The following is a 23,742-nucleotide window of genomic DNA, read 5'->3' as shown; positions in this document are numbered from 1 at the left end:
TCATTAAGATCCTAGGTACTGAATCAATGTTGCCATTGCAAAGATTGTTGCGAAAAAACCGAAGGATACGATAAAACCGACACCAGAATCTACTGCATCGTTACGTTTACTTTGGACGCTTTTCTCAAATTCGTTCATAAGTATCCCTCCTATCACACATTAGTATAAGCTATACAGCAAAAAAAATCCACCAGTCATTTTTGCTTTTCCTCCATTGACAAGAGTTGTCACAAATAGTTCGGAAATTCAAGGAGAACATAGTATTACACCCAAACGGGGCAATCGTTGACGGGCGAGTTACCTGGGGCTTGCATCGTTAACGTTTATATAAAATGGAGATTAGTTCTTTGTAGGTGAGAACTAGTCTCCTTTGCATTTTACTGCTGTTTTGATGCTTGTCAATCTACATAATTCTCATGTACGATAAGGGTGTACAGAAACAGATGACGGGAGCAAAAAAATGGGAATCGAAGCATTGAAAAAAATAAAGGCCAAGCACTTTGCGCCAATATACTTACTATTGGGAACGGAAGCATTTCTAATGAAAGAAATTAGAAATTCCATCATAGAGCATGCACTCGATGAAGAGGAACATGATTTCAATCTTTCCTTTTATGATATGGAAGAACAACCAGTGGATGTAGCCATTGAAGATGCAGAAACATTGCCCTTTATGGGAGAAAGAAGAGTAGTGGTTCTATCCAATCCATTCTTTCTGACTGCAGAAAAAAGTAAAAGTAAAGTCGAACATAATACAGACCGATTTCTTTCCTACATACAAGAAGCTGCCCCATATACCATATTTGTCATTCAGGCCTCTTATGAAAAGCTGGATGAGCGGAAAAAGATAGTGAAACAGTTAAAAAAACAGGCAGAGGTCATTGAAGTTCAGCCCTTGGGTGAACGGGATCTTAAGATGTGGATGAAGGAAAAAGCATTGCAAAACGGAGCTGATTTAAGTGATGCCGCTTCGGAAGAACTGCTGAAAATAGCAGGTGTAAACCTGTCCGTCCTTTCACAGGAAATTAATAAAATGGCGATGTATATCGGCGTTTCTGAACCGGAAATTACCGTTGAGACTGTCAAACTGCTGGCAGCGAAATCCATTGAACATTCGGTATTTGAATTGATTGAAAAAATGGTGCATAGACGGGTGGACGAAGCTTTGGAGTTGTTTTATGATTTGGTGCGTAACAATGAAGAGCCGATCAAATTACACGCGTTGATTGCTAATCAATTTCGCTTGTTGTATCAGGTAAAAGACTTGAGTGAGCAAGGATATAGTCAGCAAAAGATGGCAGGTATTTTGAGGGTGCATCCTTACCGAGTGAAATTAGCGTCCCAGCAGGGCGGGTATTTTGAGCGAGCGGAACTCATGAAAATGGTGGATGACCTTGCAGAGGCTGATTATTTAATGAAGAGCGGGAAAATAGATAAACAGCTGGCGATGGAGATGCTGCTGATTAAACTTGCGCCGGTGAAATGAATGGAAGAAAAAAATAAGAAGACTTTCTAGCCGCCGAACATATAAGGTTCGGTGGTTTTTTATATTAGTATTCGACATTAATCAAAAAAATCCTTTGGGGGTCTGACCCCCAAAGGACAAAAAATAAAAAAACGACCCATCCGGATCGCCCTTTTATTATGCAGTAGCTCCGTTTACTTTTTTCGCTAGGCGAGATTTTTGACGGTTTGCTGCATTTTTGTGGATGATACCGTTTTGCGCAGCTTTGTCTAAACGTTTAGCAGCTTCTAGGTAAGCAGTTTTTGCACCTTCAACATCGTTGTTAGCAACAAAAGCTTCTACTTTCTTCACAGCAGTACGCATAGAAGACTTGATAGTAGCGTTATGAGCACGACGTACATCGTTAGTTTTTACACGTTTGATAGCAGATTTAATGTTTGGCATATCTTTCACCTCCATACAATTCAACGATCGAGAATATATAAAACTCGACATTTCTTTACTTATGAGAACAAGTGATATTTTATCAAATCCGTCATGATTATGCAATAGGGAGTCAAGGGAATTTTCTTGAATGTTAATTCTAGAGGTTTTCCTATGCATGAAAAAAGATTGGTAGGTCAAAATAAAACTAAAATTTGGCAATGCTGGAGGCGTTTATAGATGACCCAACCAAAGTCGCAACAACCGTTGGATTTAAGTAAATATGAAGTAAGGACCGATTTGGCAGTAGAAGCCCATCAAATGGCGATTGAAAAACAAAATCGCCAAAATGGAACGAATCAGAATGCACAAAATCAAACAAACGAAAACACTGAAACAAACCCAAACACTCAAACCAATCCAAACCAAACATCAGCACAACCAGTTTCATCTATCGAAGGCGTAGTGGTAAAGGAACGACAAACAGACGGAGTTAATATTACCACTGTCACTATCTCTGAAAAAGGAGCAGAGATGACTGGTAAGAAGCCGGGAAACTACCTCACACTTGAAACAGTAGGGATCCGCCAGAAGGACAGCGATCTCCAAAAGAAAGTGGAAGAAGTTTTCGCTAAAGAATTTAGTGCGTTTTTGAACTCGCTTAATATTTCCAAGGATGCAAGCTGTTTAGTAGTGGGACTTGGAAATACCAATGTAACGCCAGATGCACTTGGTCCTTTAGTTTGTGAAAATTTATTGATAACCAGACATCTGTTCAAGCTTCAGCCGGAGTCGGTACAAGATGGATTTAGGCCTGTTAGTGCTATTATTCCTGGTGTAATGGGGATAACAGGGATTGAAACAAGTGACATCATTGTCGGAGTGGTGGAAAAAACAAAACCTGATTTTGTCATTGCGATTGATGCATTGGCTGCAAGGTCGATCGAAAGGGTAAATGCAACCATCCAGATTTCGGATTCTGGCATTCATCCTGGATCCGGTGTGGGCAACAAACGTAAAGAGCTTAGTATGGAAACGCTCGGCATTCCGGTCATTGCCATTGGGATTCCGACTGTGGTGGATGCGGTTTCGATGGCAAGTGATACGATTGATTTCATCTTGAAGCATTTTGGTAAAGAGATGAGAGAGGGAGACAGTCCTTCCAGGTCCCTTGCCCCAGCAGGGATGACGTTCGGTGAAAAAAGGACGCTTACGGAAGAGGACCTACCAGGGGAGGAGCATCGCAAAAATTTCCTTGGAATCGTAGGGACGCTAGAAGAAGAGGAGAAGCGGAAATTAATTCATGAAGTTCTCTCTCCGCTAGGTCATAATCTGATGGTAACACCAAAAGAAGTAGATGATTTTATAGAAGATATGGCCAATGTCGTTGCTGCAGGTTTGAATGCTGCCCTGCATTATCATGTAAACCAGGATAATGTAGACGCATATACACACTAAGAGTCATAGTTCTACTTTTCGCCCTTTCGCATACATATAGTAGCAACAAGTATGTGAAAGGGTGAGAAAATGAAGGGCTACCGCTCCTCACGCATCGTAATATTAAATGGGACAAGCTTAAAAAAATCAGTCGTAGCAATAATCTTAGGATTTATTCTCGTCTTTGCGGTATCCGGTGTCATGACCTCTCTAAAACCAGAATATAGAGTCAGCTCAAGCTCCATCCATGAGTTCTCCAAACGTTTCTCAGGGGAGTCGCTGTTACATATATTCGGTTATACTAATGCCTATTTTACCCAAGGTCTTTCAAGTGAGGCTAAGGCGCCGAACTATGCTTCTGCTTTGTTTGAATTGACGACAAGCCTCAACCTAGATGATCCGCGAAGTCTTATTCGTAATGAAATTCCAGGTTTTGCACATTACGATGGAGAAATTCTCGTAGCGGGGTCTGGTGTCAATTATACAGATATGCCGGTGGAATCTTCCCCTCCCATGGAAGTGTTGCTAGAAGAGAGACAAGCTTCCATTATTGAATTAGAGGAGGAAGAAGAGGGGGAGAATGCACCACCTCCCGCTCAGACAACTGGAGATAAGCGAACCGTTTTTATCTATCATTCACACTCGAGGGAATCCTTTTTGCCATATTTGGAAGGCGTGACAAGTCCTAATGCTGCAAGTCACCCTGAAGTCAATGTCACACGTCTCGGTAAAAAGCTTCAGGGAGAATTGATTCAGCGCGGAATCGGCACAGATATAGATACTACTGATACAGCTTTGGCATTGAAAAATAGAGGTTGGGTATATGGGCAATCCTATGATGTTACCCGTCCGATTGTGGAAGAGGCCATGGCAGGCAATCAAGACTTGAATTATTTGATCGATATTCACCGAGATTCCGGTAGAAGAAAAAGTACTACAATGGATATTAACGGTGTCCCGCATGCTCGTCTGTATTTTGTTATCGGAAAGAAAAATCAAAACTATGAAAAGAACCAATACTTAGCTGAGCAGATTCACAATAAGTTAGAGAAGCTGCATCCTGGTTTAAGTAAAGGTATATTTGTACCGCCTGCTGTCGAAACTCGTAATGGCATATACAATCAAGACCTTTCTCCTAACTCGATGCTGATTGAAGTAGGGGGAGTCGATAATACGTTTGAAGAAATGAATCGTACCCTTGAAATCTTTGCAGAAGTTTTTGGTGAAATCTACTGGCAGGCAGAAAAGGTGGATGGAGAGCCTGAAGGGGACGCACAATGATAAATAGATAGGAGCTGAAAGTACGATGAAGAGGTTTATGGTAAAATGCTTATTCATTTCCCTGGTGTTATTTCTTGGAGTGCTTTTGGGAATGCAACAGGCCAATGATGGGATGCGAAAAATGAAGGGATATGATGATCCGGCCTTTCAAGGAGAAGCATTTCATGTAGCGGAAACGGCAGAAGGATACAATGGAACGATCTTGGGTCGACAACTCGATTCACAGGACATGAAAGAGAAACAAGAAAAACTGGAAGGCATCAAAGCCTACAATGTTTTCTCATCTGCTGGCAAAAAGTTGGCAGATGGAGTCTCTGGGCTGATGGGCGGACTCTTCAACAAAGTCCAAGACACCGTAGAAGAGAAAACGGGATAATATAAAATATATAGCTTCCAACTTCAGGAGTCCTCAAACCTCCTGGGTGGAAGCTTCTTTTTTGCAGTCAAAACCCAAACCCTTCAAATATCATTGAATCTTCTTGTCCGTATTGATATAATCAGAAATAGTGTACGTTGCCGAAAGTGTAGGAGTGAAACAGATAATGAACAGAGAAGAACGGTTAAAACGACAATCAAAGATAAGAAACTTTTCCATCATCGCCCATATTGACCATGGGAAATCAACATTAGCAGACCGTATTTTAGAAAAAACGTCTGCATTGACACAAAGGGAAATGAAGAATCAATTGCTTGATTCCATGGACCTTGAACGTGAACGCGGGATTACCATTAAATTGAATGCCGTTCAATTACGATATAAAGCAAACGATGGCGAAGAATATATTTTCCACCTTATTGATACGCCTGGACACGTCGATTTTACATATGAGGTTTCCCGTAGTTTAGCCGCATGTGAAGGTGCCATTCTAGTGGTAGATGCAGCGCAAGGTATTGAAGCCCAAACGCTTGCAAACGTTTATTTGGCATTAGACAACAATCTGGAAATTATGCCAGTTATTAATAAGATAGACTTGCCTAGTGCAGAGCCAGAGCGTGTTCGCCAAGAAATAGAGGATGTAATTGGCTTGGATGCATCTGATGCAGTTTTAGCTAGTGCGAAGGCAGGCATTGGTATTGAAGATATTTTAGAGCAGGCTGTCGAGAGGATTCCTGCGCCACAAGGTGACCCTGATGCACCTTTGCAAGCACTTATTTTTGATAGTTTATTTGACCCATACCGTGGAGTTGTCGCTTACATTAGGGTAATGCATGGTACAGTTAAGGTTGGCGATAAAATCAAAATGATGGCAACGGGAAAAGAGTTCGAGGTTAACGAAGTAGGTGTATTCACACCGAAAGCGGTGATGCTGGATGAACTGACAGTCGGTGATGTAGGCTTCTTAACTGCTGCTATCAAAAACGTTGGCGATACTCGTGTTGGTGATACAATCACGAGTGCGAAGAATGGTGCTGTTACACCGCTTCCAGGTTACCGAAAATTAAATCCAATGGTATACTGCGGACTTTACCCAATTGATTCAGCTAAATTCAATGATCTTCGTGATGCATTGGAAAAACTGGAACTTAATGATTCTGCACTACAATACGAACCTGAAACATCACAAGCGTTAGGCTTTGGTTTCCGTTGTGGCTTCTTGGGATTGCTTCATATGGAAATCATTCAGGAACGTATCGAGCGAGAATTTAATATTGATTTAATTACGACAGCCCCGTCTGTTATTTACCAGGTACATTTAACGGATGGAACAGAGCTGAGTGTAGATAATCCATCAAATATGCCTGATCCACAAACGATTGATCGTGTGGAAGAGCCTTATGTGAAAGCAACAGTGATGGTTCCAAACGAATATGTTGGAGCAGTTATGGAGCTTTGCCAGGATAAGCGTGGAAACTTTATTGATATGCAATATCTCGATGATATTCGAGTGAGTATCGTTTATGAAATTCCTTTAGCTGAAATCGTATATGACTTTTTTGACCAATTAAAATCGAATACAAAAGGGTATGCCTCCTTTGATTATGAGTTGATAGGGTACAAGCCTTCCAAACTTGTGAAGATGGATATTCTTCTAAATGCTGAAAAAGTGGATGCACTATCCTTTATTGTTCATAACGATTCTGCTTACGACCGCGGAAAAATAATCGTGGAGAAATTAAAGGAACTTATTCCAAGACAACAGTTTGAGGTTCCAATCCAAGCTGCAGTAGGTCAAAAAATTATCGCTAGGTCAACGATTAAATCAATGGGGAAGAACGTTCTTGCCAAATGTTACGGTGGAGATATTTCACGTAAACGTAAGCTTTTAGATAAGCAAAAAGAAGGTAAAAAACGTATGAAACAGGTTGGTTCTGTTGAAGTGCCACAAGAAGCGTTCATGGCGGTACTGAAGATGGACGATGCAGCGAAGAAAAAGTGATAGATTAATTAAGCTATAGTAGAAAAATACCGCAGAGATGCGGTATTTTTTCATAATGGAAATGCCTGTGCTATAGTTTAGATACTATTTAATGAAAGTGTGATTGTTGTGATTAAATCAGCCTATATCCATATTCCATTTTGTGAGCATATTTGTCATTATTGCGATTTTAATAAAGTTTTTCTAAAAAATCAGCCAGTGGATGCCTATTTGGAGTTCATGGATGTGGAAATGAAAAATACAATAGACCGTTTTCCGACTCAACATTTGGAAACCATCTTTGTTGGAGGTGGAACTCCGACGGCTTTAAACCAAAAGCAGTTATCCTACCTATTGGAATCCATTCAACGAAACTTTGATGTGGTGCCTGACATTGAATATACCTTTGAAGCAAATCCTGGAGATTTATCTCTTGAGAAGCTGCGGTTATTAAAAGAGGGCGGGGTAAATCGACTAAGTTTTGGCGTTCAAAGCTTTAATGATGACCTCTTGAAAAGAATAGGAAGATCTCATCGTAAAACGGATGTTTTTAAATCGATCGAGCATGCCAGAGAGGCAGGCTTTGATAATATTAGTGTGGATCTCATATACAGCCTTCCCGATCAAACGGTGGAGGATTTTCAGGATACCCTTCATACGGCATTTTCCCTTGGAATGGAACACTACTCTGCCTACTCATTGATTATTGAACCGAAAACGGTGTTCTATAATCTGATGAGTAAGGGGAAACTCCCGCTTCCGACTCAAGAGGAAGAAACCAGCATGTATGATGTTCTTTTGAATGAAATGGAAAAGCATGGGTACCACCAGTATGAAATATCAAATTTTGCTAAGGAAGGTTATGAGAGCAAGCACAATCTCACATACTGGGATAATGAGTCCTATTACGGAATCGGAGCGGGTGCTCACAGTTATACAGAAGGTGTTCGCCGTGCAAACCATGGACCACTGAAGAAATATATGGATTCCATCAGGGAGACTGGATTTCCTTATAAAGAGGAACATGTGGTGACAAGAGAAGAAAGAATCGAAGAAGAGATGTTCTTAGGCTTACGCAAGACACAGGGAGTTTCTATCTCTAGATTTGAACGAAAATTCGACGCAGAGATGCTAAATATTCTTAAAGGGCCAATTGAAGAAAACATTCAAAAAGGGCTTTTGGAACAGCAAGGAGACTTTATCCGTTTAACAAAAAAAGGGAAATTTCTCGGTAATGAAGTTTTTCAAGCTTTTATTGGTGCGATCTGATTGACATGTGAATAGGTATTTGGTAATTTATTTATAGAATTAGCACTCGATGAATAGGAGTGCTAACAGAGGTGATGCTGAGTGCTTACAGAACGACAGTTGTTAGTCTTGCAAGTCATAATTGACGACTTTATCCGATCTGCACAACCTGTTGGCTCCAGAACGCTCTCAAAGAAAGATGAAATCTCGTTCAGTTCAGCCACCATCCGAAACGAGATGGCAGATTTGGAGGAATTGGGATTTATTGAAAAAACACATACGTCCTCAGGAAGAGTCCCTTCAGAAAAAGGGTATCGCTATTATGTCGATCACCTGCTTTCACCTGAAAGGCTGACCAAAAGGGATGTATTTGAAATTAAATCCATCTTTCGCGAGCAAATATATGAACTTGAAAAAACAGTTCAAAAATCAGCACAGATTCTTTCTGATCTGACCAAATATACATCCATCGTCCTTGGACCGGGTGTAAGGGATCACAGGCTCAAAAACCTGCAAATCATCCCGATTAATGCAGAACAGGCAGTTGCCATCATTGTAACGGATACAGGACATGTGGAAAATCGAATGTTTTCGTTTCCTGCCACCATGGACACATCCGATATACAAAAAATGGTCAATATTCTAAATGAACGTTTAGTCGGAGTTCCTCTCTCAGAGCTTATAAACAAGCTTTATAAAGAAGTGGCAACCCTTTTAAGATCTCATATCGGAAACTACGAAAATATACTGCAATCCTTGAGTTCCACTCTTTACATGGAAGAAAAGGATAAGGTGTTTTTTGGCGGCAAGACGAACATGCTTGCCCAACCCGAATTCAATGATATCAATAAAATCCGTTCATTAATGTTATTGATAGACCAAGGCAAGGACCTGTCTCAGCATATTCGTGCAAAAGAAGCTGGCATCCATATAAAGATAGGCAGCGAAAATAATATACCTGGTATGGAAGGCTGTAGCATTATTTCAGCCAGTTATTCCATCGGACCAGAACAGCTTGGAACCATCGCATTGCTCGGTCCGACCAGAATGGAATATTCCCGTGTCGTCAGTCTCTTGCAACTTATCAGTTCCGACCTTTCACAGGCGGTCAATAAACTGTATCAAAAAGACTGAGCATGGAAATATTGTTAGAGGATGGAGTTCCTGCTCCGTCCTATCACCATGGAAAAAACATCATGATTTCGACACTTTGAGGGAGGTGAAACCATTGGTAAACGAGAACAACGAACAAGCAACAGTTGAAAATGAAGAAGTATCAACAGAAGAAACAGAAGAAACGACGGAAAAAGTCGAAGAAGTGGAAGTTTCTGCAGAACAGCAAAAAATTTCTGAATTAGAAGCTAAGCTTGAGGAGTCGGAAAACCGCCTGCTTCGCTTACAAGCCGATTTTGATAACTACCGTCGTCGTGTGAGACTTGACCAAGAGGCTGCACAGAAATACCGTGCACAAAATCTTGTTACAGATATACTTCCTGCTCTTGATAACTTTGAGCGTGCGCTTAAAGTAGAATCAGAGGATGAGAAAATCAAAACATTTTTACAAGGCATGGAAATGGTGCACCGTCAGTTAGTGGAAGCACTAAAATCTGAAGGGCTAGAATCCATCGAAGCAGTTGGACAGTCATTCGACCCACACCTACACCAGGCAGTCATGCAGGTGGAAGAGGGAGAAGAGGAATCTAACACTGTTTTGGAAGAGTTCCAAAAAGGGTATAAGCTCAAAGACCGCGTCATCCGCCCATCTATGGTAAAAGTAAAACAATAAAAATAATTTCGTTGATTGTAGTGGAAGGCACGAGACTCCTGCGGGGGAGTAGCGACATTGTTGAGACCCCGCAACGAAGTGAGGAGGCTCAAGGTCGCCCCGCGGAAAGCGAGTGCCTGCAACGGAAATCAACAGTTAAAGCAAAAACAAAAAACTACATATTAATGTAAGTTGCAATAGGAGGAAAAACAAAATGAGTAAAATCATCGGTATTGACTTAGGTACAACAAACTCATGTGTAGCTGTGCTTGAAGGCGGCGAACCAAAAGTAATCCCTAACCCAGAAGGTAACAGAACAACTCCATCTGTTGTTGCTTTCAAAAACGGCGAACGCCAAGTAGGGGAAGTGGCAAAACGCCAATCCATCACAAACCCTAACACCATTATGTCAGTTAAACGTCATATGGGTACAGATTATAAAGTAGAAGTAGAAGGTAAAGAGTACTCTCCACAAGAAGTATCTGCTATCATCCTTCAACACTTAAAAGGTTATGCAGAAGAATATCTTGGTGAAACAGTTACAAAAGCTGTTATCACAGTTCCTGCATACTTCAATGATGCAGAGCGTCAAGCGACAAAAGATGCTGGTAAAATCGCTGGTCTTGAAGTAGAACGTATCATCAACGAGCCAACTGCAGCAGCATTAGCATACGGTCTAGACAAAATGGACGAAGATCAAACAGTCCTTGTTTATGACCTTGGTGGCGGAACGTTTGACGTTTCTGTACTAGAGCTTGGAGATGGCGTATTCGAAGTACGTTCTACAGCTGGTGACAACCGTCTTGGTGGAGATGACTTTGACCAAGTGATCATTGACTACCTTGTAGCAGAATTCAAAAAAGAGAACGGTATCGACCTTTCTAAAGATAAAATGGCATTACAACGCTTGAAAGATGCAGCGGAAAAAGCGAAAAAAGACCTTTCCGGTGTAACAAGCACCCAAATTTCTCTACCATTCATCACAGCAGGAGAAGCTGGACCGCTTCACTTGGAAGTAAGTATGTCCCGTGCGAAATTTGATGATCTTACTGCTGGACTTGTAGAACGTACAATGGGTCCTGTTCGTCAAGCATTACAAGATGCAGGTATCTCTGCTTCTGAGCTTGACAAAGTAATCCTTGTAGGTGGATCTACTCGTATCCCTGCTGTACAAGATGCGATCAAAAAAGAAACTGGTAAAGATCCACATAAAGGGGTTAACCCAGATGAAGTAGTTGCACTAGGTGCAGCAATTCAAGGTGGAGTTTTAACAGGTGATGTGAAAGATGTAGTACTTCTTGACGTAACACCACTTTCTTTAGGAATTGAAACAATGGGCAGCGTGTTCACAAAGCTTATTGAAAGAAATACGACGATTCCTACAAGTAAGTCCCAAGTGTTCTCTACGGCTGCTGACAATCAAACAGCGGTAGACATTCACGTGCTTCAAGGGGAGCGCCCAATGGCAAGCGACAACAAAACTCTAGGTCGTTTCCAATTAACGGACATTCCACCAGCTCCACGTGGCGTACCGCAAATCGAGGTTTCTTTTGACATCGACAAAAACGGTATCGTAAACGTTCGTGCAAAAGACCTTGGAACAAACAAAGAACAAACAATCACTATCAAATCTTCTTCTGGTCTATCCGAGGACGAAATCAACCGCATGGTTCAAGAAGCGGAATTGAACGCAGATGCGGACAAAAAGCGTAAAGAGGAAGTAGAATTACGCAACGAAGCAGATCAGCTTGTATTCACAACTGAAAAAACACTTAAAGAAGTAGAAGGCAAAGTGGAAGAAGCAGAAGTGAAGAAAGCGGAAGATGCTAAAGAAGAATTGAAAGCTGCTATCGAAAAAGGCGACCTTGAAGAAATCCGCACGAAAAAGGATGCGCTTCAAGAAATCGTTCAACAGCTTTCCATGAAGCTTTACGAGCAGGCTGCTCAAGCACAACAAGCCGCTCAAGGAGCAGAAGGAACAGAAGGCGCAGCAAACAACGACGACAACGTAGTCGACGCAGAATACGAAGAAGTAAACGACGATAAAAAGTAAGATAAAGTCCTAGGGCTTTTCTGATAAAGATAAAAAGAAAGTCGAAGCCATGGCTTTGGCTTTCTTTTTATGTAAATAAGAATTTCCCTTGGAGCCTGGAGTGGAAGGTGGTCGACTCCTGCGGGGGAGTAGCGGTAGCTTGAGACCCCGCAGGCTTGCCGAGGAGGCTCAAGCACCGCCCCGCGGAAAGCGACCACCTGAAACGGAAGGCTCCGAGGAGTTAACCAGATAGGGATTAAGCACATAACTTTTATTGCTTTTTCCCTCTTTCAGGTGATACAATAACCTTTATGTGAATGAAACGGGAGTGGGTATTTAATGAGTAAACGCGATTACTATGAAGTGCTTGGCGTCAGTAAAAGCGCGTCGAAAGATGAAATAAAGAAAGCTTACAGAAAGCTATCCAAACAATACCATCCGGACATCAATAAAGCAGACGATGCAGCGGACAAATTTAAAGAAATCAAAGAAGCTTACGAAGTACTAAGCGACGACCAAAAGAAAGCGCACTATGACCAATTTGGACATACAGACCCTAACCAAGGATTTGGAGGCGGCGCTGGATTTGACGGTGGCTTTGGCTTTGAAGATATTTTTGAAACATTTTTCGGCGGTCAAGGCGGCGGACGTAGACGTCGTGATCCAAACGCTCCAAGACAAGGGGCAGATCTTCAATATACAATGACCCTTTCTTTTGAAGAAGCAGCCTTCGGAAAAGAAACAACCATTGAGATCCCTGTGGAAGAAACATGTGATACTTGTTCAGGAACAGGTGCAAAACCTGGTACAAAAGTGGAAACATGTTCTCAATGTCGTGGAACAGGTCAGGAAAGTGTCGAACAAAACACTCCATTTGGACGAATTGTTAATAGAAGAACTTGTTCTAAATGTAACGGGTCCGGAAAATCTATTCCAAACAAATGTACAACATGCCATGGCGCAGGCCGAGTGAAAAAACGCAATAAGATCAAAGTCAACATTCCTGCAGGTGTGGATGAAGGACAACAATTGCGCGTACCAGGTAAAGGGGAAGCTGGCGTGAACGGCGGTCCTGCTGGAGACTTGTATGTAGTCTTCCATGTTCGCAGACACGAATTCTTTGAGCGTGACGGCGATGATGTATATTGCGAAATGCCGATTACTTTTGCACAAGCAGCACTTGGAGATGAAGTAGAAGTTCCAACGTTGCATGGTAAGGTGAAGCTGAAAGTACCTGCTGGAACACAAACTGGCACTAACTTCCGCCTAAAAGGCAAGGGAATTGCCAATGTTCGTGGTTATGGTCAAGGAGATCAACATATCAAGATTAGAGTGATCACCCCTACAAAACTCTCAGAAAAACAAAAGCAATTAATCCGTGAATTTGCTGAAACAAGCGGGCAAGCTCCGGACGAACAAGAAGATAGCTTTTTCTCAAAAGTGAAACGTGTCCTAAAAGGTGAATAAAAAGTATCAATAGCTTTCAGTAAGCTAGGATTGGAGTTGGTATGTATGAAATGGTCAGAAATTAGTATCCATACAACAAATGAGGCGGTGGAACCGATATCCCATATACTTCACGAAGCAGGTGCAAGCGGTGTGGTAATAGAGGATCCATTTGAACTAACTAAAGAACGAGAAGATCAATTCGGGGAGATATACCAACTCAATCCAGATGATTACCCGGAAGAAGGCGTTGTAATGAAAGCCTACCTCCCTGTTAACAGCTTTTTAGGTGAAACGGTGGAAGGTATAAAGGATGCAATCAATAACCTTTTGGTCTATGATATCGATCTTGGTTTGAACAATATTTCCATCAGTGAAGTGAACGAGGAAGAATGGGCAACGGCATGGAAAAAGTACTACAATCCTGTAAAAATTTCCGAAAAGTTCACGATCGTACCAACTTGGGAAACGTATGAACCAGTGAGTTCTGATGAGAAAATCATTGAACTTGACCCTGGTATGGCGTTTGGAACAGGTACCCATCCAACAACGGTACTCTGTATTCAAGCAATTGAAAGAACAGTCAAACCTCAAGATAAAGTGATTGATGTAGGTACTGGTTCTGGAGTGTTAAGTATCGCAGCAGCCATGCTTGATGCAAAGGAAGTATTGGCACTTGATTTAGATGATGTGGCAGTGGAATCTGCAAAACTAAATATCAAGCTCAACAAAGTACATCCAACAGTGACGGTGAAACAGAACAACTTGCTTAAAAATGTAGAAGGTCCAGTGGACGTGGTTGTGGCTAATATTTTGGCAGAAGTTATCGTCCGTTTTACAGATGATGTTTACCGCGTGTTGGAAAACGGCGGGACATTCATTTCTTCCGGAATTATCAGCATGAAAAAGCAAGAAGTGAAAGACGCCCTTATCAAATCTGGCTTCAAGATTGAAGAAACGATGATGATGGAAGACTGGGTGGCATTTATCGCCAAAAAAGAAGAATAAGCGAGGGTGAAGATCGTGCAACGTTATTTTATTGACTCCAATCAAATAGATGAATCATCCATCACCATAACAGGGGAAGATGTTCATCATATAGTTCGGGTTATGAGGATGAACGAGGACGATCAACTCCTATGCAGCTGTTCGGAAACGAGGCAAACGGCCCTTTGCAAAATTGCTGAAATTACCAATGATATGGTAGTAACAGATATTGTAGAATGGATAAAGGCTGAAACAGAAATTCCGGTTCGTGTTACGATTGCGAACGGGTTGCCTAAAGGGGATAAATTAGAGTTAGTGATACAAAAGGGAACAGAACTCGGTGCAGAGTCGTTTATCCCTTTTAATGCTGCTCGTTCGATTGTGAAGTGGGACGAAAAGAAGGGCAAAAAGAAAGTAGAACGATGGAATAAGATTGCCAAGGAAGCAGCAGAGCAATCTCATCGTTCGATGGTGCCTGTAGTAGAAGAACCTGCTACATTAGCACAACTATTAGAAAAAAGCAGAGACTATACCTATAAAATTGTGGCCTATGAAGAGAGCGCTAAAGAAGGGGAAAGTTCCGCATTTGCGAACACCTTAAAAAACATGAAGCCCGGTGAATCGATTCTTTGTGTGTTCGGTCCTGAAGGGGGCCTCGCCGAAAAAGAAATCGACAAACTGGTGGAACATGGTTTTGTTCCTTGCGCGCTTGGGCCAAGAATATTAAGAACGGAAACGGCACCGCTATATGTGCTTGCCGCAATTTCGTATCATTTTGAATTAATGTGAGGTGGAAAACATGCCAACTGTTGCCTTTCACACACTAGGGTGTAAAGTGAACCATTATGAAACAGAAGCGATCTGGCAGCTTTTCAAAGCAAATAATTATGAACGTACAGAATTTGAGGGTACGGCAGATGTGTATGTCATCAATACCTGTACCGTTACAAATACCGGAGATAAAAAGAGTCGTCAGGTGATCCGTCGTGCGATCCGTAAAAATCCTGACGCTGTTATTTGTGTAACTGGTTGTTACGCACAAACTTCTCCTGCAGAAATTATGGCGATTCCCGGAGTGGATGTCGTAGTTGGAACACAGGATCGCGTAAAAATGCTTGATTATATCGAGCAGTTCAAGCAGGAACGTCAGCCAATTAACGGCGTCGGCAACATCATGAAGGCTCGTGTCTATGAAGAGTTGGACGTACCGGCATTTACTGACCGCACACGTGCTTCTTTAAAGATCCAAGAAGGCTGTAATAATTTCTGCACATTCTGTATCATCCCTTGGGCCCGCGGACTTATGCGTTCCCGTGACCCGCAAGAAGTTGTGACACAAGCACAACAATTGGTAGATGCAGGATATAAAGAAATTGTCTTAACTGGAATTCACACAGGCGGTTATGGTGAGGACATGAAGGATTACAACTTTGCCATGCTTCTTCGTGAATTGGATGAAAAAGTGGAAGGCTTAAAGCGTATCCGTATCTCATCCATTGAGGCAAGCCAAATCACAGATGAAGTAATTGAAGTGCTGAACAACTCCGATAAAATTGTTCGCCATTTGCATATTCCAATCCAATCCGCTTCCAACACTGTTTTGAAAAGAATGCGTCGTAAATATACGATGGAATTCTTCGCAGAGCGTTTGGACCGATTGAAAGAAGCTTTGCCTGGACTTGCGATTACTTCCGATGTGATAGTTGGATTCCCAGGTGAAACTGAAGAAGAGTTCATGGAAACGTACAACTTCATTAAAGAACATAAATTCTCCGAGCTGCATGTATTCCCGTACTCCAAACGTACAGGAACTCCAGCGGCAAGAATGACGGACCAAGTGGATGAAGAAGTGAAAAATGAACGAGTTCATCGTCTAATCGCTCTTTCTGATCAACTGGCAAAAGAATATGCTTCCATTTTTGAAGAAGAAGTATTAGAAGTCATTCCGGAAGAAATCTACAAAGAAGCACCAGACCAAGGCTTATATGTAGGCTACACAGACAACTATCTAAAGGTTGTTTTCCCTGCAACAGAAGAAATGGTCGGAAAGCTTGTAAAAGTAAAAATTGCTAAAGCTGGATATCCTTACAACGAAGGGCAATTCGTTCGTGTACTTGAAGATGCGCCACGACTTGAAGAAGAGAATATTCGTTTAAGTTCATAAGAAAATAAAGAGAGTGATTCCATTATTATGGAGTCACTTTTTTGTCGTGAAGAAAAAGTTGCAGGTAATACTAACATTGTACTCGCCAAAATAATGGAATCATGTTATGATGTTAGAGGTCAGACCTCTTAACTTGAAAGGAGTATGAACATGCATACAAACATTGGAGAAATGATTGATCATACATTATTGAAAGCCGATACAAAAAAAGAACAAATAGAAGTACTTTGCCAAGAAGCTAGAGAATATAACTTTGCATCTGTTTGTGTTAACCCGACTTGGGTAAAAACATCTGCTGAACTTTTAAAAGGAAGCGATGTAAAAGTTTGTACAGTAATTGGTTTCCCTCTAGGAGCAAACACTCCAGAAGTAAAAGCATTCGAAACGACGAATGCCATTGAAAACGGTGCCACTGAAGTGGACATGGTTATCAACATCAGCGCACTTAAAGACGGTGACGATGAGCTAGTGGAACGTGACATCCGTGCAGTGGTAGAAGCAGCAAAAGGTCGCGCATTGACTAAAGTCATCATCGAAACTTGCCTGCTAACAAACGAAGAAAAAGTAAGAGCATGCCAGTTGGCTGTAAAAGCTGGAGCAGACTATGTTAAAACTTCTACTGGTTTCTCTACAGGAGGAGCAACTGTTGCAGACATCGCTCTAATGAGACAAACAGTAGGACCTGAAATTGGAGTAAAAGCTTCCGGTGGAGTTCGTGATGCAAAAGGTGCAGAAGAAATGATCGCAGCTGGAGCAACACGTATCGGAGCAAGTTCTGGTATAGCTATCGTTAAAGGATTAACAGCTGATACGGATTACTAAGATGTAATATATGAAAAGCACTCTCTCGAGCAATTTTTGCTTGAGGGAGTGCTTTTTTAGGTTGTTCTTGTGTGGGCTGAAGGTTGACATTGCAATTGTATTGGGGAAGGCTGTCAAAAAGGGAATAAAAGGATTCTATACGACCGAACAGGTTAGGCATCTTTGAAGAGGGTCGTATAGGACGGCTCTATACGCCCGAACGGGGAGCGAAACCTGGGAAACGGTCGTATAGAAGGAAATAATAGGAATCTCAAAGCCCGAACAGCAAGCCAACTTCATCAAACGGTCACAGAGAGCGCCCCTCAACGCCCGAACAGCCAGCCAATCTCACCAAACGGTCACAGAGAGCGCCTCTCAACGCCCGAACAGCAAGCCAATCTCACCAAACGGTCACAGAGAGCGCCCCTCAAAGCCCAAACAGCAAGCCAATCTCACCAAACGGTCACAGAGAGCGCCTCTCAACGCCCGAACAGACCACAAACCTCACCAAACGGTCACAGATGACAGAAGGTATACGCTCCTCCTCAATTGCCACGGCAACCACCGGACCAAGACCAACCAGCCCCCTTAACAAACCCTGTCACCCATGCAACCTCTCCACAAACCGCGCAAACGGCCGCACAAACGGCAACGCCAAAGCAGAACTTATCACATTAAAAATCAAACTCGAGTGAGCCAACTGAACATCAGCACTAGAAGCAAGCATGGACACTAATCCACTCAACCATGGAATCAAAGGGAAAAACACCGCCACACCAATCACATTCAACCAAATATGCGCATACGCGGTTAACTTAGCTTCACGAATTGAACCAATACTAGCCAAAAAGGCAGTCACACACGTTCCGATATTAGCACCAAGCATAATCGCTATCCCTGCAGGTAGAGATAACAGGTCATTATTTAAAAAGCTCATGCTGATCCCCGTAGTAGCTGAGCTTGACTGGATGACTGCTGTAAGAAGCGTTCCGATTCCTACCCCGAATAGATGGTGGTCATTTGTCATTGCCAACATATCCTGCACGGACGGAAACCCTGCCAAAGGTATAGCGAGGGACTCAAATCCATTCATTGCAACAAACAAACAGCCAAGCCCAAATATGCTGGATCCGAAACTAAATGGTAATTTCTTTTTAGAAAATAAAAATAAAAATCCAATAATCAACATAGGAAAAATCAGCTGTGAAATATCTATAGTAATAAGCTCTGTAATAAAAGTAGATCCGATGTTGCTGCCGAGCATGATGCCAATAGACTGATAAAAGGTTAGATAGCCTGCCGCCACCAAACCGACAGTGATGACCATCACAGCAGAACTACTCTGCAATAGTCCGGTAATCAAAATTCCAATCAACAATCCTTTCCAAGGCATATCTGTAAATTTGGTGAGGTACCCCTTTGTCCTCTCTTCGGACAATTGAAGCAACCCGGACCTCATGACAGTCATCCCAATTAAAAAAATCGCTAAATATACAGCTAATAACGTTATAATAGAAAACAAGCCCATCACCTCTATCTCAATATATGGCAGGCGGTGGACAAGAATGACAAGTCATGCAAAGAAAAGGGGAGATCACACACAATGAGGGAGTGGACGACCAATACTGTTATGCACAGCTACCCAGGGATGGTTGCCCTGGTAACTGCTAAATGGAACGGAGAACAGAACATAATGGCCGCAGGGTGGCATAGTTACATTTCATATGAACCGCCTATCTATGGGGTGGCGATTGCAAAAGAAAGATATACCCATCATTTGATTCAAAACTCCAAAGAATTCGCGATAAACTTTGTTCCCGAAAAGTTCGCACATTACATACAACAGTCTGGTATGCTAACGGGAAAAGAGCATAATAAATTCGAAGAACTGAATATAGAATACGAACAAGGAAAAACAGTTTCCTCGCCTATCTTAAAAGAAGCGTATATTGCCTATGAATGCAAATTGATGGACCAGCAAACATATGGAGATCATGATTGGTTTGTTGGGGAGATGAGCGGATTTTATAAGGATAAAGGGGTATTTGCGGAAAATGGATTGCCTAACTGGGAGAAACTTTCTATTCCCCTGTACCTCGGCAGGTCTCAATACATGCTGGCAAATAAGGATTCTAAGGTAATAAACCTATATCGAAATAATAGTTGAACAAGATTGTTTTAAAGCATTTCCTTATAATTGTTGACCAGCAATAGTGAATATATTATAATTGGTAAGTACATGTTCTATACATGCTTTTTTGCATTTATGGAATCATGTTTTTTCTGAAAATGTTAGTGGTTGTTCTGGAGGGAGGGAATTAGAATGTCAAAAACAGTTGTTCGTAAAAACGAATCGCTTGAAGATGCTCTTCGCCGTTTCAAACGTTCAGTTTCAAAGACTGGAACGTTGCAAGAAGCAAGAAAGCGTGAATTCTATGAAAAACCAAGCGTAAGACGCAAGAAGAAGTCTGAAGCTGCTAGAAAGCGTAAATTTTAACAAGAGGGTGTAAGAATGAGTCTTCTCGAGCGTTTAAATACCGATATTAAGCAAGCTATGAAGGATAAGGACAAAGAGAAGCTTTCCGTACTCCGAATGGTTAAGTCTTCGATTCAAAACGAATCGATCAAGCACGGCAGAGACTTATCCGAGGAGGAAGAACTTACCGTATTGTCTCGTGAATTAAAGCAACGTAAAGACTCCCTCCAAGAATTTGATAAAGCCGGTCGTGAAGACTTGGTTCATAAATTACAGGGTGAAATTGCAATAGTTGAACATTATATGCCTGAGCAGTTATCAGAAGACGAACTATCAGCAATTGTCCAACAGACGATTGCTGATGTGAACGCTACTTCAAAAGCTGACATGGGTAAGGTAATGGGAGCACTTATGCCTAAAGTTAAAGGCAAAGCGGACGGTAGCCTTGTTAACAAACTTGTACAACAACATCTTTCATAAAAACCCAAAATAGCACCTTACCTATGTAAGGTGCTATTTTTTAAGTAAGTTGACTAAAAAATGCCTTTCATCCCCTTCACTTTCATTTTTGTTCACATATCCGCCACACTTTTAACATTACATTCAAAAAAATTCACCATAGTGAAACTTTTAGGTTTTTCGTGCGTATTACATACTGGATACGGTGATTATAAAAAATGAAAAGGTTTGGAGAGGAGGACATGATGAAAAAAGTTCTTCGAATTAGTTATGTTAGCGCGTTTGTTCTTGCACTTATTTTATCGGCATTACCGCTTTTGCCTACGCACACAAGCAGTGCCGAGAAGCTTGTTCATGTTATACCGGTAAATGGAACAGTTGAAAAGGGACTCTTGTCTTTTATTAACAGGTCCATACAAACTGCTGAGGACGATGGAGCGGACTTGATAGTCTTTGATATCCACACACCAGGTGGATTGGTGGATGCAGCCACTGAAATTGCGAATAAATTCGAAGGGGCATCCGTCCCGACCGTTGCGTTTGTCAACAGTCAAGCATTGTCTGCAGGAGCATATTTGGCTTTGTATGCTGACCAAATCTACATGACACCGAACGCTTCCATGGGAGCAGCGGCTGTTATTACTGGAGATGGAAGTGCAGCAGAAGATAAAGCTCAATCCTTTTGGTTAAGAGAAATGCAAAATGCAGCAGAATCTAATGGTCGTGATCCCAAATATGCGATTGGAATGGCGGATAAAGACGTAGATCTTCCTGACGTTGGGGCACCTAAAGGGGACCTTGTAACGCTTGGAGCGTCTTCTGCGCTTGAAGTTGGATATTCAGAAGGAACTGTAGCCAATCTGGAAGCTTTGTTAAGTGAATTAGGTTATGAGGATGCCGAGGTTGTTACCTCGGAAGTTACATTTGCCGAAAATGTAGCAAGATTTTTAACCAATCCTGTTGTTGTTCCTATTCTTTTATCAATAGGATCGCTTGGATTGGTACTTGAACTATACTCCCCAGGATTTGGCATTCCTGGTGCGATGGGAATCAGTGCCTTATTGTTGTTCTTTTACGGACATTTGGTGGCAGGGCTCGCTGGAATGGAAACAATAATTCTATTTGTAGTAGGAGTCGTGCTCATTGTCTTAGAGCTCTTTGTGCCGGGAGGGATACTTGGTATACTTGGCCTTGGGGCTGTGGTGACAAGTTTCTTTTTGGCAACAGATGATATTGCAGGAATGGGGTTATCCTTATTGATTGCTATGCTTGTAACGATTATTGCGATGGTATTGTTGTTTACGGTATTTGGTAAGAAGATTCGATTGTTTGACCGGATTGTACTCCGTGATTCCACCAATACAGAGCAAGGATATGTATCAAATGTATCTCGAATTGAATTGGTAGGCCAGGAAGGAGTCACCATGACACCACTGCGTCCTGCAGGAACCGCTGTGATCAACGAAGAGCGTATTGACGTTGTCACAGAGGGGAACTTTATTGGAGCAAACAAAAAAGTGAGAATTGTAAAAGCGGAAGGCTCTCGTATTGTCGTACGGGAAATCCATTCTGTTGAATAATATTTAGGAGGAATTAGAATATGGATCCAACTACTTTAGTAATATTGTTAGCCGTTGTTCTAGGAATTATCTTTTTATCAGTACTATTGACATTTGTACCAGTAATGCTGTGGATTTCCGCACTTGCAGCTGGTGTCAGAGTAAGTATCTTTACACTTGTAGGGATGAGATTACGACGTGTTATTCCAAGTCGTGTAATCAATCCTTTAATCAAGGCTCATAAAGCGGGTTTAGATGTTTCAACTAATCAATTAGAGAGTCACTACTTAGCTGGAGGTAATGTGGACCGTGTAGTAAATGCACTTATCGCGGCACAACGTGCGAACATCGAATTGACTTTCGAGCGTGCGGCAGCGATTGACTTAGCAGGTCGAGACGTACTAGAAGCAGTACAGATGTCCGTTAATCCAAAAGTTATCGAAACGCCATTCATCGCCGGTGTTGCGATGGATGGAATTGAAGTAAAAGCGAAAGCTCGTATCACGGTTCGTGCAAACATCGAACGCCTTGTCGGTGGTGCTGGTGAAGAAACAGTTATCGCGCGTGTAGGTGAAGGTATTGTAAGTACAATCGGTTCTGCAACAGACCACAAGAAAGTGCTTGAAAATCCAGACATGATTTCTCAAACCGTTTTATCTAAAGGGTTGGATGCAGGTACTGCGTTTGAAATCTTATCTATTGATATTGCCGACATTGATATCGGGAAAAACATCGGGGCAGAATTACAAACTGACCAAGCAGAAGCAGATAAAAAGATTGCACAAGCAAAAGCTGAAGAACGTCGTGCAATGGCCGTGGCACAAGAACAAGAAATGCGCGCTCGCGTAGAAGAAATGCGTGCAAAAGTTGTGGAAGCAGAAGCAGAAGTACCACTTGCGATGGCAGAAGCATTGCGTTCTGGCAACATCGGAGTAATGGATTATATGAATATCAAGAACATTACGGCTGATACGGATATGAGAGATTCTATCGGCAAACTGACAGATAGCCCTGAAGACGGAGAAAAATAAGCAAGAATAACTAAACAGGGGAAGAATAAACGCTTCTCCTGCCACTCCTTTTAAGGAAGGGAGGATGATGTGCAAATGGAATGGATTTTTGATATCCTGCAGCAGGCGCCTTGGTTAATTTTTGTGTTGCTTGGTATCTTCTCAACCCTTTTCAAAGGGGGCAAACAAGAAGAACAACAGAAAAAGCAACAACAGCAAAGGCAACAACGCCAACGCCAACAAACTGCCACGCAGGCATCCCAAAGGCAAGAAGATTATGAGGATTATCGTCGGGAGAGTGCTCCAGCCCCAAAGCGGGAAGATAAGCCTCGTTTCGATTGGGATATTGACATCTTTGGAGAAGGGAAGCTTGAAGAACTGGAGCAAAAGGTCCGGGAAAAAGTGAACCCATATCTCGAAAAAGTTGAGAAAAAGAAAGAACAGGTTACAACTATTCAGCAACAAATGAAGGATGAAGTAAAGGAGCTGTCCATTAAAGGACAAGAAATTTCCAAGGACAGTCCGATCCTAAAACAGGAACTTCAACTTTCAGAAGGGAAAGTGGTTTCTTCCCGTCACCGCATAAAGCCAAACAGAGTGGTGGAAGGGGTTATGTGGTCTGAAATCCTTGGGCAACCACGCTCAAGGAATCCACATCGTCCTGTTTATACCGAACATTTTTCAAAAAGAAAATAACCGATTTGCTAATCCCTGCCCCAAGTCTCCATTGGGCAGGGATTTTTTTTTATTCTCCCCCTCCCCCTTTCTCCCCCTGAAAAATTCTGTATTAAACCCTCAAATTCTTTCATACATATGAAAGGAAAGGGGGTTT

At 41.9% G+C, this 23,742-nt stretch carries 23 protein-coding genes; 20 read left to right on the top strand and 3 right to left on the bottom strand.

What is annotated here, in order from left to right:
- Positions 1-3: 3 nt before the first annotated feature.
- Positions 4-138, bottom strand: a complete 135-nt coding sequence (locus B4U37_RS15430) for a YqzM family protein (protein WP_010196171.1) — start codon at positions 136-138, stop codon at positions 4-6.
- Between the two features lie 322 nt (positions 139-460).
- On the opposite strand from B4U37_RS15430, the gene holA reads away from it, so the two are divergent.
- The gene (gene holA, locus B4U37_RS15425) at positions 461-1,486 is read left to right on the top strand and encodes a DNA polymerase III subunit delta (protein WP_088018910.1); all 1,026 of its coding nucleotides are present in this window, start codon (positions 461-463) and stop codon (positions 1,484-1,486) included.
- Between the two features lie 156 nt (positions 1,487-1,642).
- On the opposite strand, the gene rpsT is transcribed toward holA, so the two are convergent.
- Positions 1,643-1,909 (bottom strand): 30S ribosomal protein S20, encoded by a 267-nt coding sequence (gene rpsT / locus B4U37_RS15420; protein ID WP_010196181.1) that lies wholly within the window; start codon positions 1,907-1,909, stop codon positions 1,643-1,645.
- Positions 1,910-2,128: 219 nt separating this feature from the next.
- On the opposite strand from rpsT, the gene gpr reads away from it, so the two are divergent.
- The 13 genes from gpr (at position 2,129) to deoC (ending at position 17,427) form a co-directional block, all read left to right on the top strand.
- On the top strand, positions 2,129-3,346 hold the full coding sequence (gene gpr, locus B4U37_RS15415; RefSeq protein ID WP_088018909.1) for a GPR endopeptidase: 1,218 nt from the start codon (positions 2,129-2,131) through the stop codon (positions 3,344-3,346).
- 69 nt (positions 3,347-3,415) lie between these two features.
- The gene (gene spoIIP / locus B4U37_RS15410; RefSeq protein ID WP_088018908.1) at positions 3,416-4,606 is read left to right on the top strand and encodes a stage II sporulation protein P; all 1,191 of its coding nucleotides are present in this window, start codon (positions 3,416-3,418) and stop codon (positions 4,604-4,606) included.
- Between the two features lie 25 nt (positions 4,607-4,631).
- Complete coding sequence (locus B4U37_RS15405; RefSeq protein ID WP_088018907.1) at positions 4,632-4,982, top strand: DUF3679 domain-containing protein; 351 nt, start codon at positions 4,632-4,634, stop codon at positions 4,980-4,982.
- A 166-nt stretch (positions 4,983-5,148) separates the two neighbouring features.
- Positions 5,149-6,984, top strand: a complete 1,836-nt coding sequence (gene lepA, locus B4U37_RS15400; RefSeq protein ID WP_088018906.1) for a translation elongation factor 4 — start codon at positions 5,149-5,151, stop codon at positions 6,982-6,984.
- A 108-nt stretch (positions 6,985-7,092) separates the two neighbouring features.
- The gene (gene hemW / locus B4U37_RS15395; protein WP_088018905.1) at positions 7,093-8,232 is read left to right on the top strand and encodes a radical SAM family heme chaperone HemW; all 1,140 of its coding nucleotides are present in this window, start codon (positions 7,093-7,095) and stop codon (positions 8,230-8,232) included.
- Between the two features lie 81 nt (positions 8,233-8,313).
- The gene (hrcA, locus tag B4U37_RS15390) at positions 8,314-9,345 is read left to right on the top strand and encodes a heat-inducible transcriptional repressor HrcA (RefSeq protein ID WP_010196195.1); all 1,032 of its coding nucleotides are present in this window, start codon (positions 8,314-8,316) and stop codon (positions 9,343-9,345) included.
- Between the two features lie 85 nt (positions 9,346-9,430).
- Complete coding sequence (grpE, locus tag B4U37_RS15385; protein ID WP_187443835.1) at positions 9,431-9,997, top strand: nucleotide exchange factor GrpE; 567 nt, start codon at positions 9,431-9,433, stop codon at positions 9,995-9,997.
- 193 nt (positions 9,998-10,190) lie between these two features.
- Positions 10,191-12,029: a molecular chaperone DnaK gene (dnaK, locus tag B4U37_RS15380; protein ID WP_088018903.1), complete on the top strand. Its 1,839-nt coding sequence runs from the start codon at positions 10,191-10,193 to the stop codon at positions 12,027-12,029.
- A 318-nt stretch (positions 12,030-12,347) separates the two neighbouring features.
- The gene (gene dnaJ, locus B4U37_RS15375) at positions 12,348-13,475 is read left to right on the top strand and encodes a molecular chaperone DnaJ (RefSeq protein ID WP_088018902.1); all 1,128 of its coding nucleotides are present in this window, start codon (positions 12,348-12,350) and stop codon (positions 13,473-13,475) included.
- Between the two features lie 45 nt (positions 13,476-13,520).
- A complete protein-coding gene (prmA, locus tag B4U37_RS15370) occupies positions 13,521-14,462 on the top strand; it encodes a 50S ribosomal protein L11 methyltransferase (protein ID WP_010196205.1) in 942 nt (313 codons plus the stop codon).
- A 15-nt stretch (positions 14,463-14,477) separates the two neighbouring features.
- Complete coding sequence (locus B4U37_RS15365) at positions 14,478-15,230, top strand: 16S rRNA (uracil(1498)-N(3))-methyltransferase (protein ID WP_157663803.1); 753 nt, start codon at positions 14,478-14,480, stop codon at positions 15,228-15,230.
- Positions 15,231-15,240: 10 nt separating this feature from the next.
- Entirely contained in the window at positions 15,241-16,605 is a 1,365-nt protein-coding gene (mtaB, locus tag B4U37_RS15360; RefSeq protein ID WP_088018900.1) for a tRNA (N(6)-L-threonylcarbamoyladenosine(37)-C(2))-methylthiotransferase MtaB, read from the top strand.
- A 150-nt stretch (positions 16,606-16,755) separates the two neighbouring features.
- The gene (gene deoC / locus B4U37_RS15355; protein ID WP_088018899.1) at positions 16,756-17,427 is read left to right on the top strand and encodes a deoxyribose-phosphate aldolase; all 672 of its coding nucleotides are present in this window, start codon (positions 16,756-16,758) and stop codon (positions 17,425-17,427) included.
- A 580-nt stretch (positions 17,428-18,007) separates the two neighbouring features.
- On the opposite strand, the gene B4U37_RS15350 is transcribed toward deoC, so the two are convergent.
- Complete coding sequence (locus B4U37_RS15350; RefSeq protein ID WP_088018898.1) at positions 18,008-18,934, bottom strand: Na/Pi symporter; 927 nt, start codon at positions 18,932-18,934, stop codon at positions 18,008-18,010.
- A gap of 75 nt (positions 18,935-19,009) precedes the next feature.
- On the opposite strand from B4U37_RS15350, the gene B4U37_RS15345 reads away from it, so the two are divergent.
- The 6 genes from B4U37_RS15345 (at position 19,010) to B4U37_RS15320 (ending at position 23,606) form a co-directional block, all read left to right on the top strand.
- Positions 19,010-19,573 carry a flavin reductase family protein gene (locus B4U37_RS15345; RefSeq protein WP_088018897.1) on the top strand — a complete coding sequence of 188 codons (564 nt, stop codon included), beginning with the start codon at positions 19,010-19,012 and terminating at the stop codon, positions 19,571-19,573.
- A 156-nt stretch (positions 19,574-19,729) separates the two neighbouring features.
- On the top strand, positions 19,730-19,903 hold the full coding sequence (rpsU, locus tag B4U37_RS15340; RefSeq protein ID WP_010196218.1) for a 30S ribosomal protein S21: 174 nt from the start codon (positions 19,730-19,732) through the stop codon (positions 19,901-19,903).
- A 15-nt stretch (positions 19,904-19,918) separates the two neighbouring features.
- Positions 19,919-20,362 (top strand): GatB/YqeY domain-containing protein, encoded by a 444-nt coding sequence (locus tag B4U37_RS15335; RefSeq protein ID WP_010196220.1) that lies wholly within the window; start codon positions 19,919-19,921, stop codon positions 20,360-20,362.
- Between the two features lie 221 nt (positions 20,363-20,583).
- The gene (locus tag B4U37_RS15330; protein ID WP_088020320.1) at positions 20,584-21,921 is read left to right on the top strand and encodes an NfeD family protein; all 1,338 of its coding nucleotides are present in this window, start codon (positions 20,584-20,586) and stop codon (positions 21,919-21,921) included.
- Positions 21,922-21,941: 20 nt separating this feature from the next.
- Positions 21,942-22,931: a flotillin-like protein FloA gene (floA, locus tag B4U37_RS15325; protein WP_088018896.1), complete on the top strand. Its 990-nt coding sequence runs from the start codon at positions 21,942-21,944 to the stop codon at positions 22,929-22,931.
- A gap of 75 nt (positions 22,932-23,006) precedes the next feature.
- On the top strand, positions 23,007-23,606 hold the full coding sequence (locus B4U37_RS15320) for a hypothetical protein (protein WP_088018895.1): 600 nt from the start codon (positions 23,007-23,009) through the stop codon (positions 23,604-23,606).
- The last annotated feature ends 136 nt before the right edge of the window (positions 23,607-23,742 follow it).

Source organism: Sutcliffiella horikoshii, assembly GCF_002157855.1.
Lineage (GTDB): Bacteria > Bacillota > Bacilli > Bacillales > Bacillaceae_I > Sutcliffiella_A > Sutcliffiella_A horikoshii_C.
Note: the sequence above shows the minus strand (reverse complement) of the source record. Positions and strands in the feature narration are given on the sequence as shown.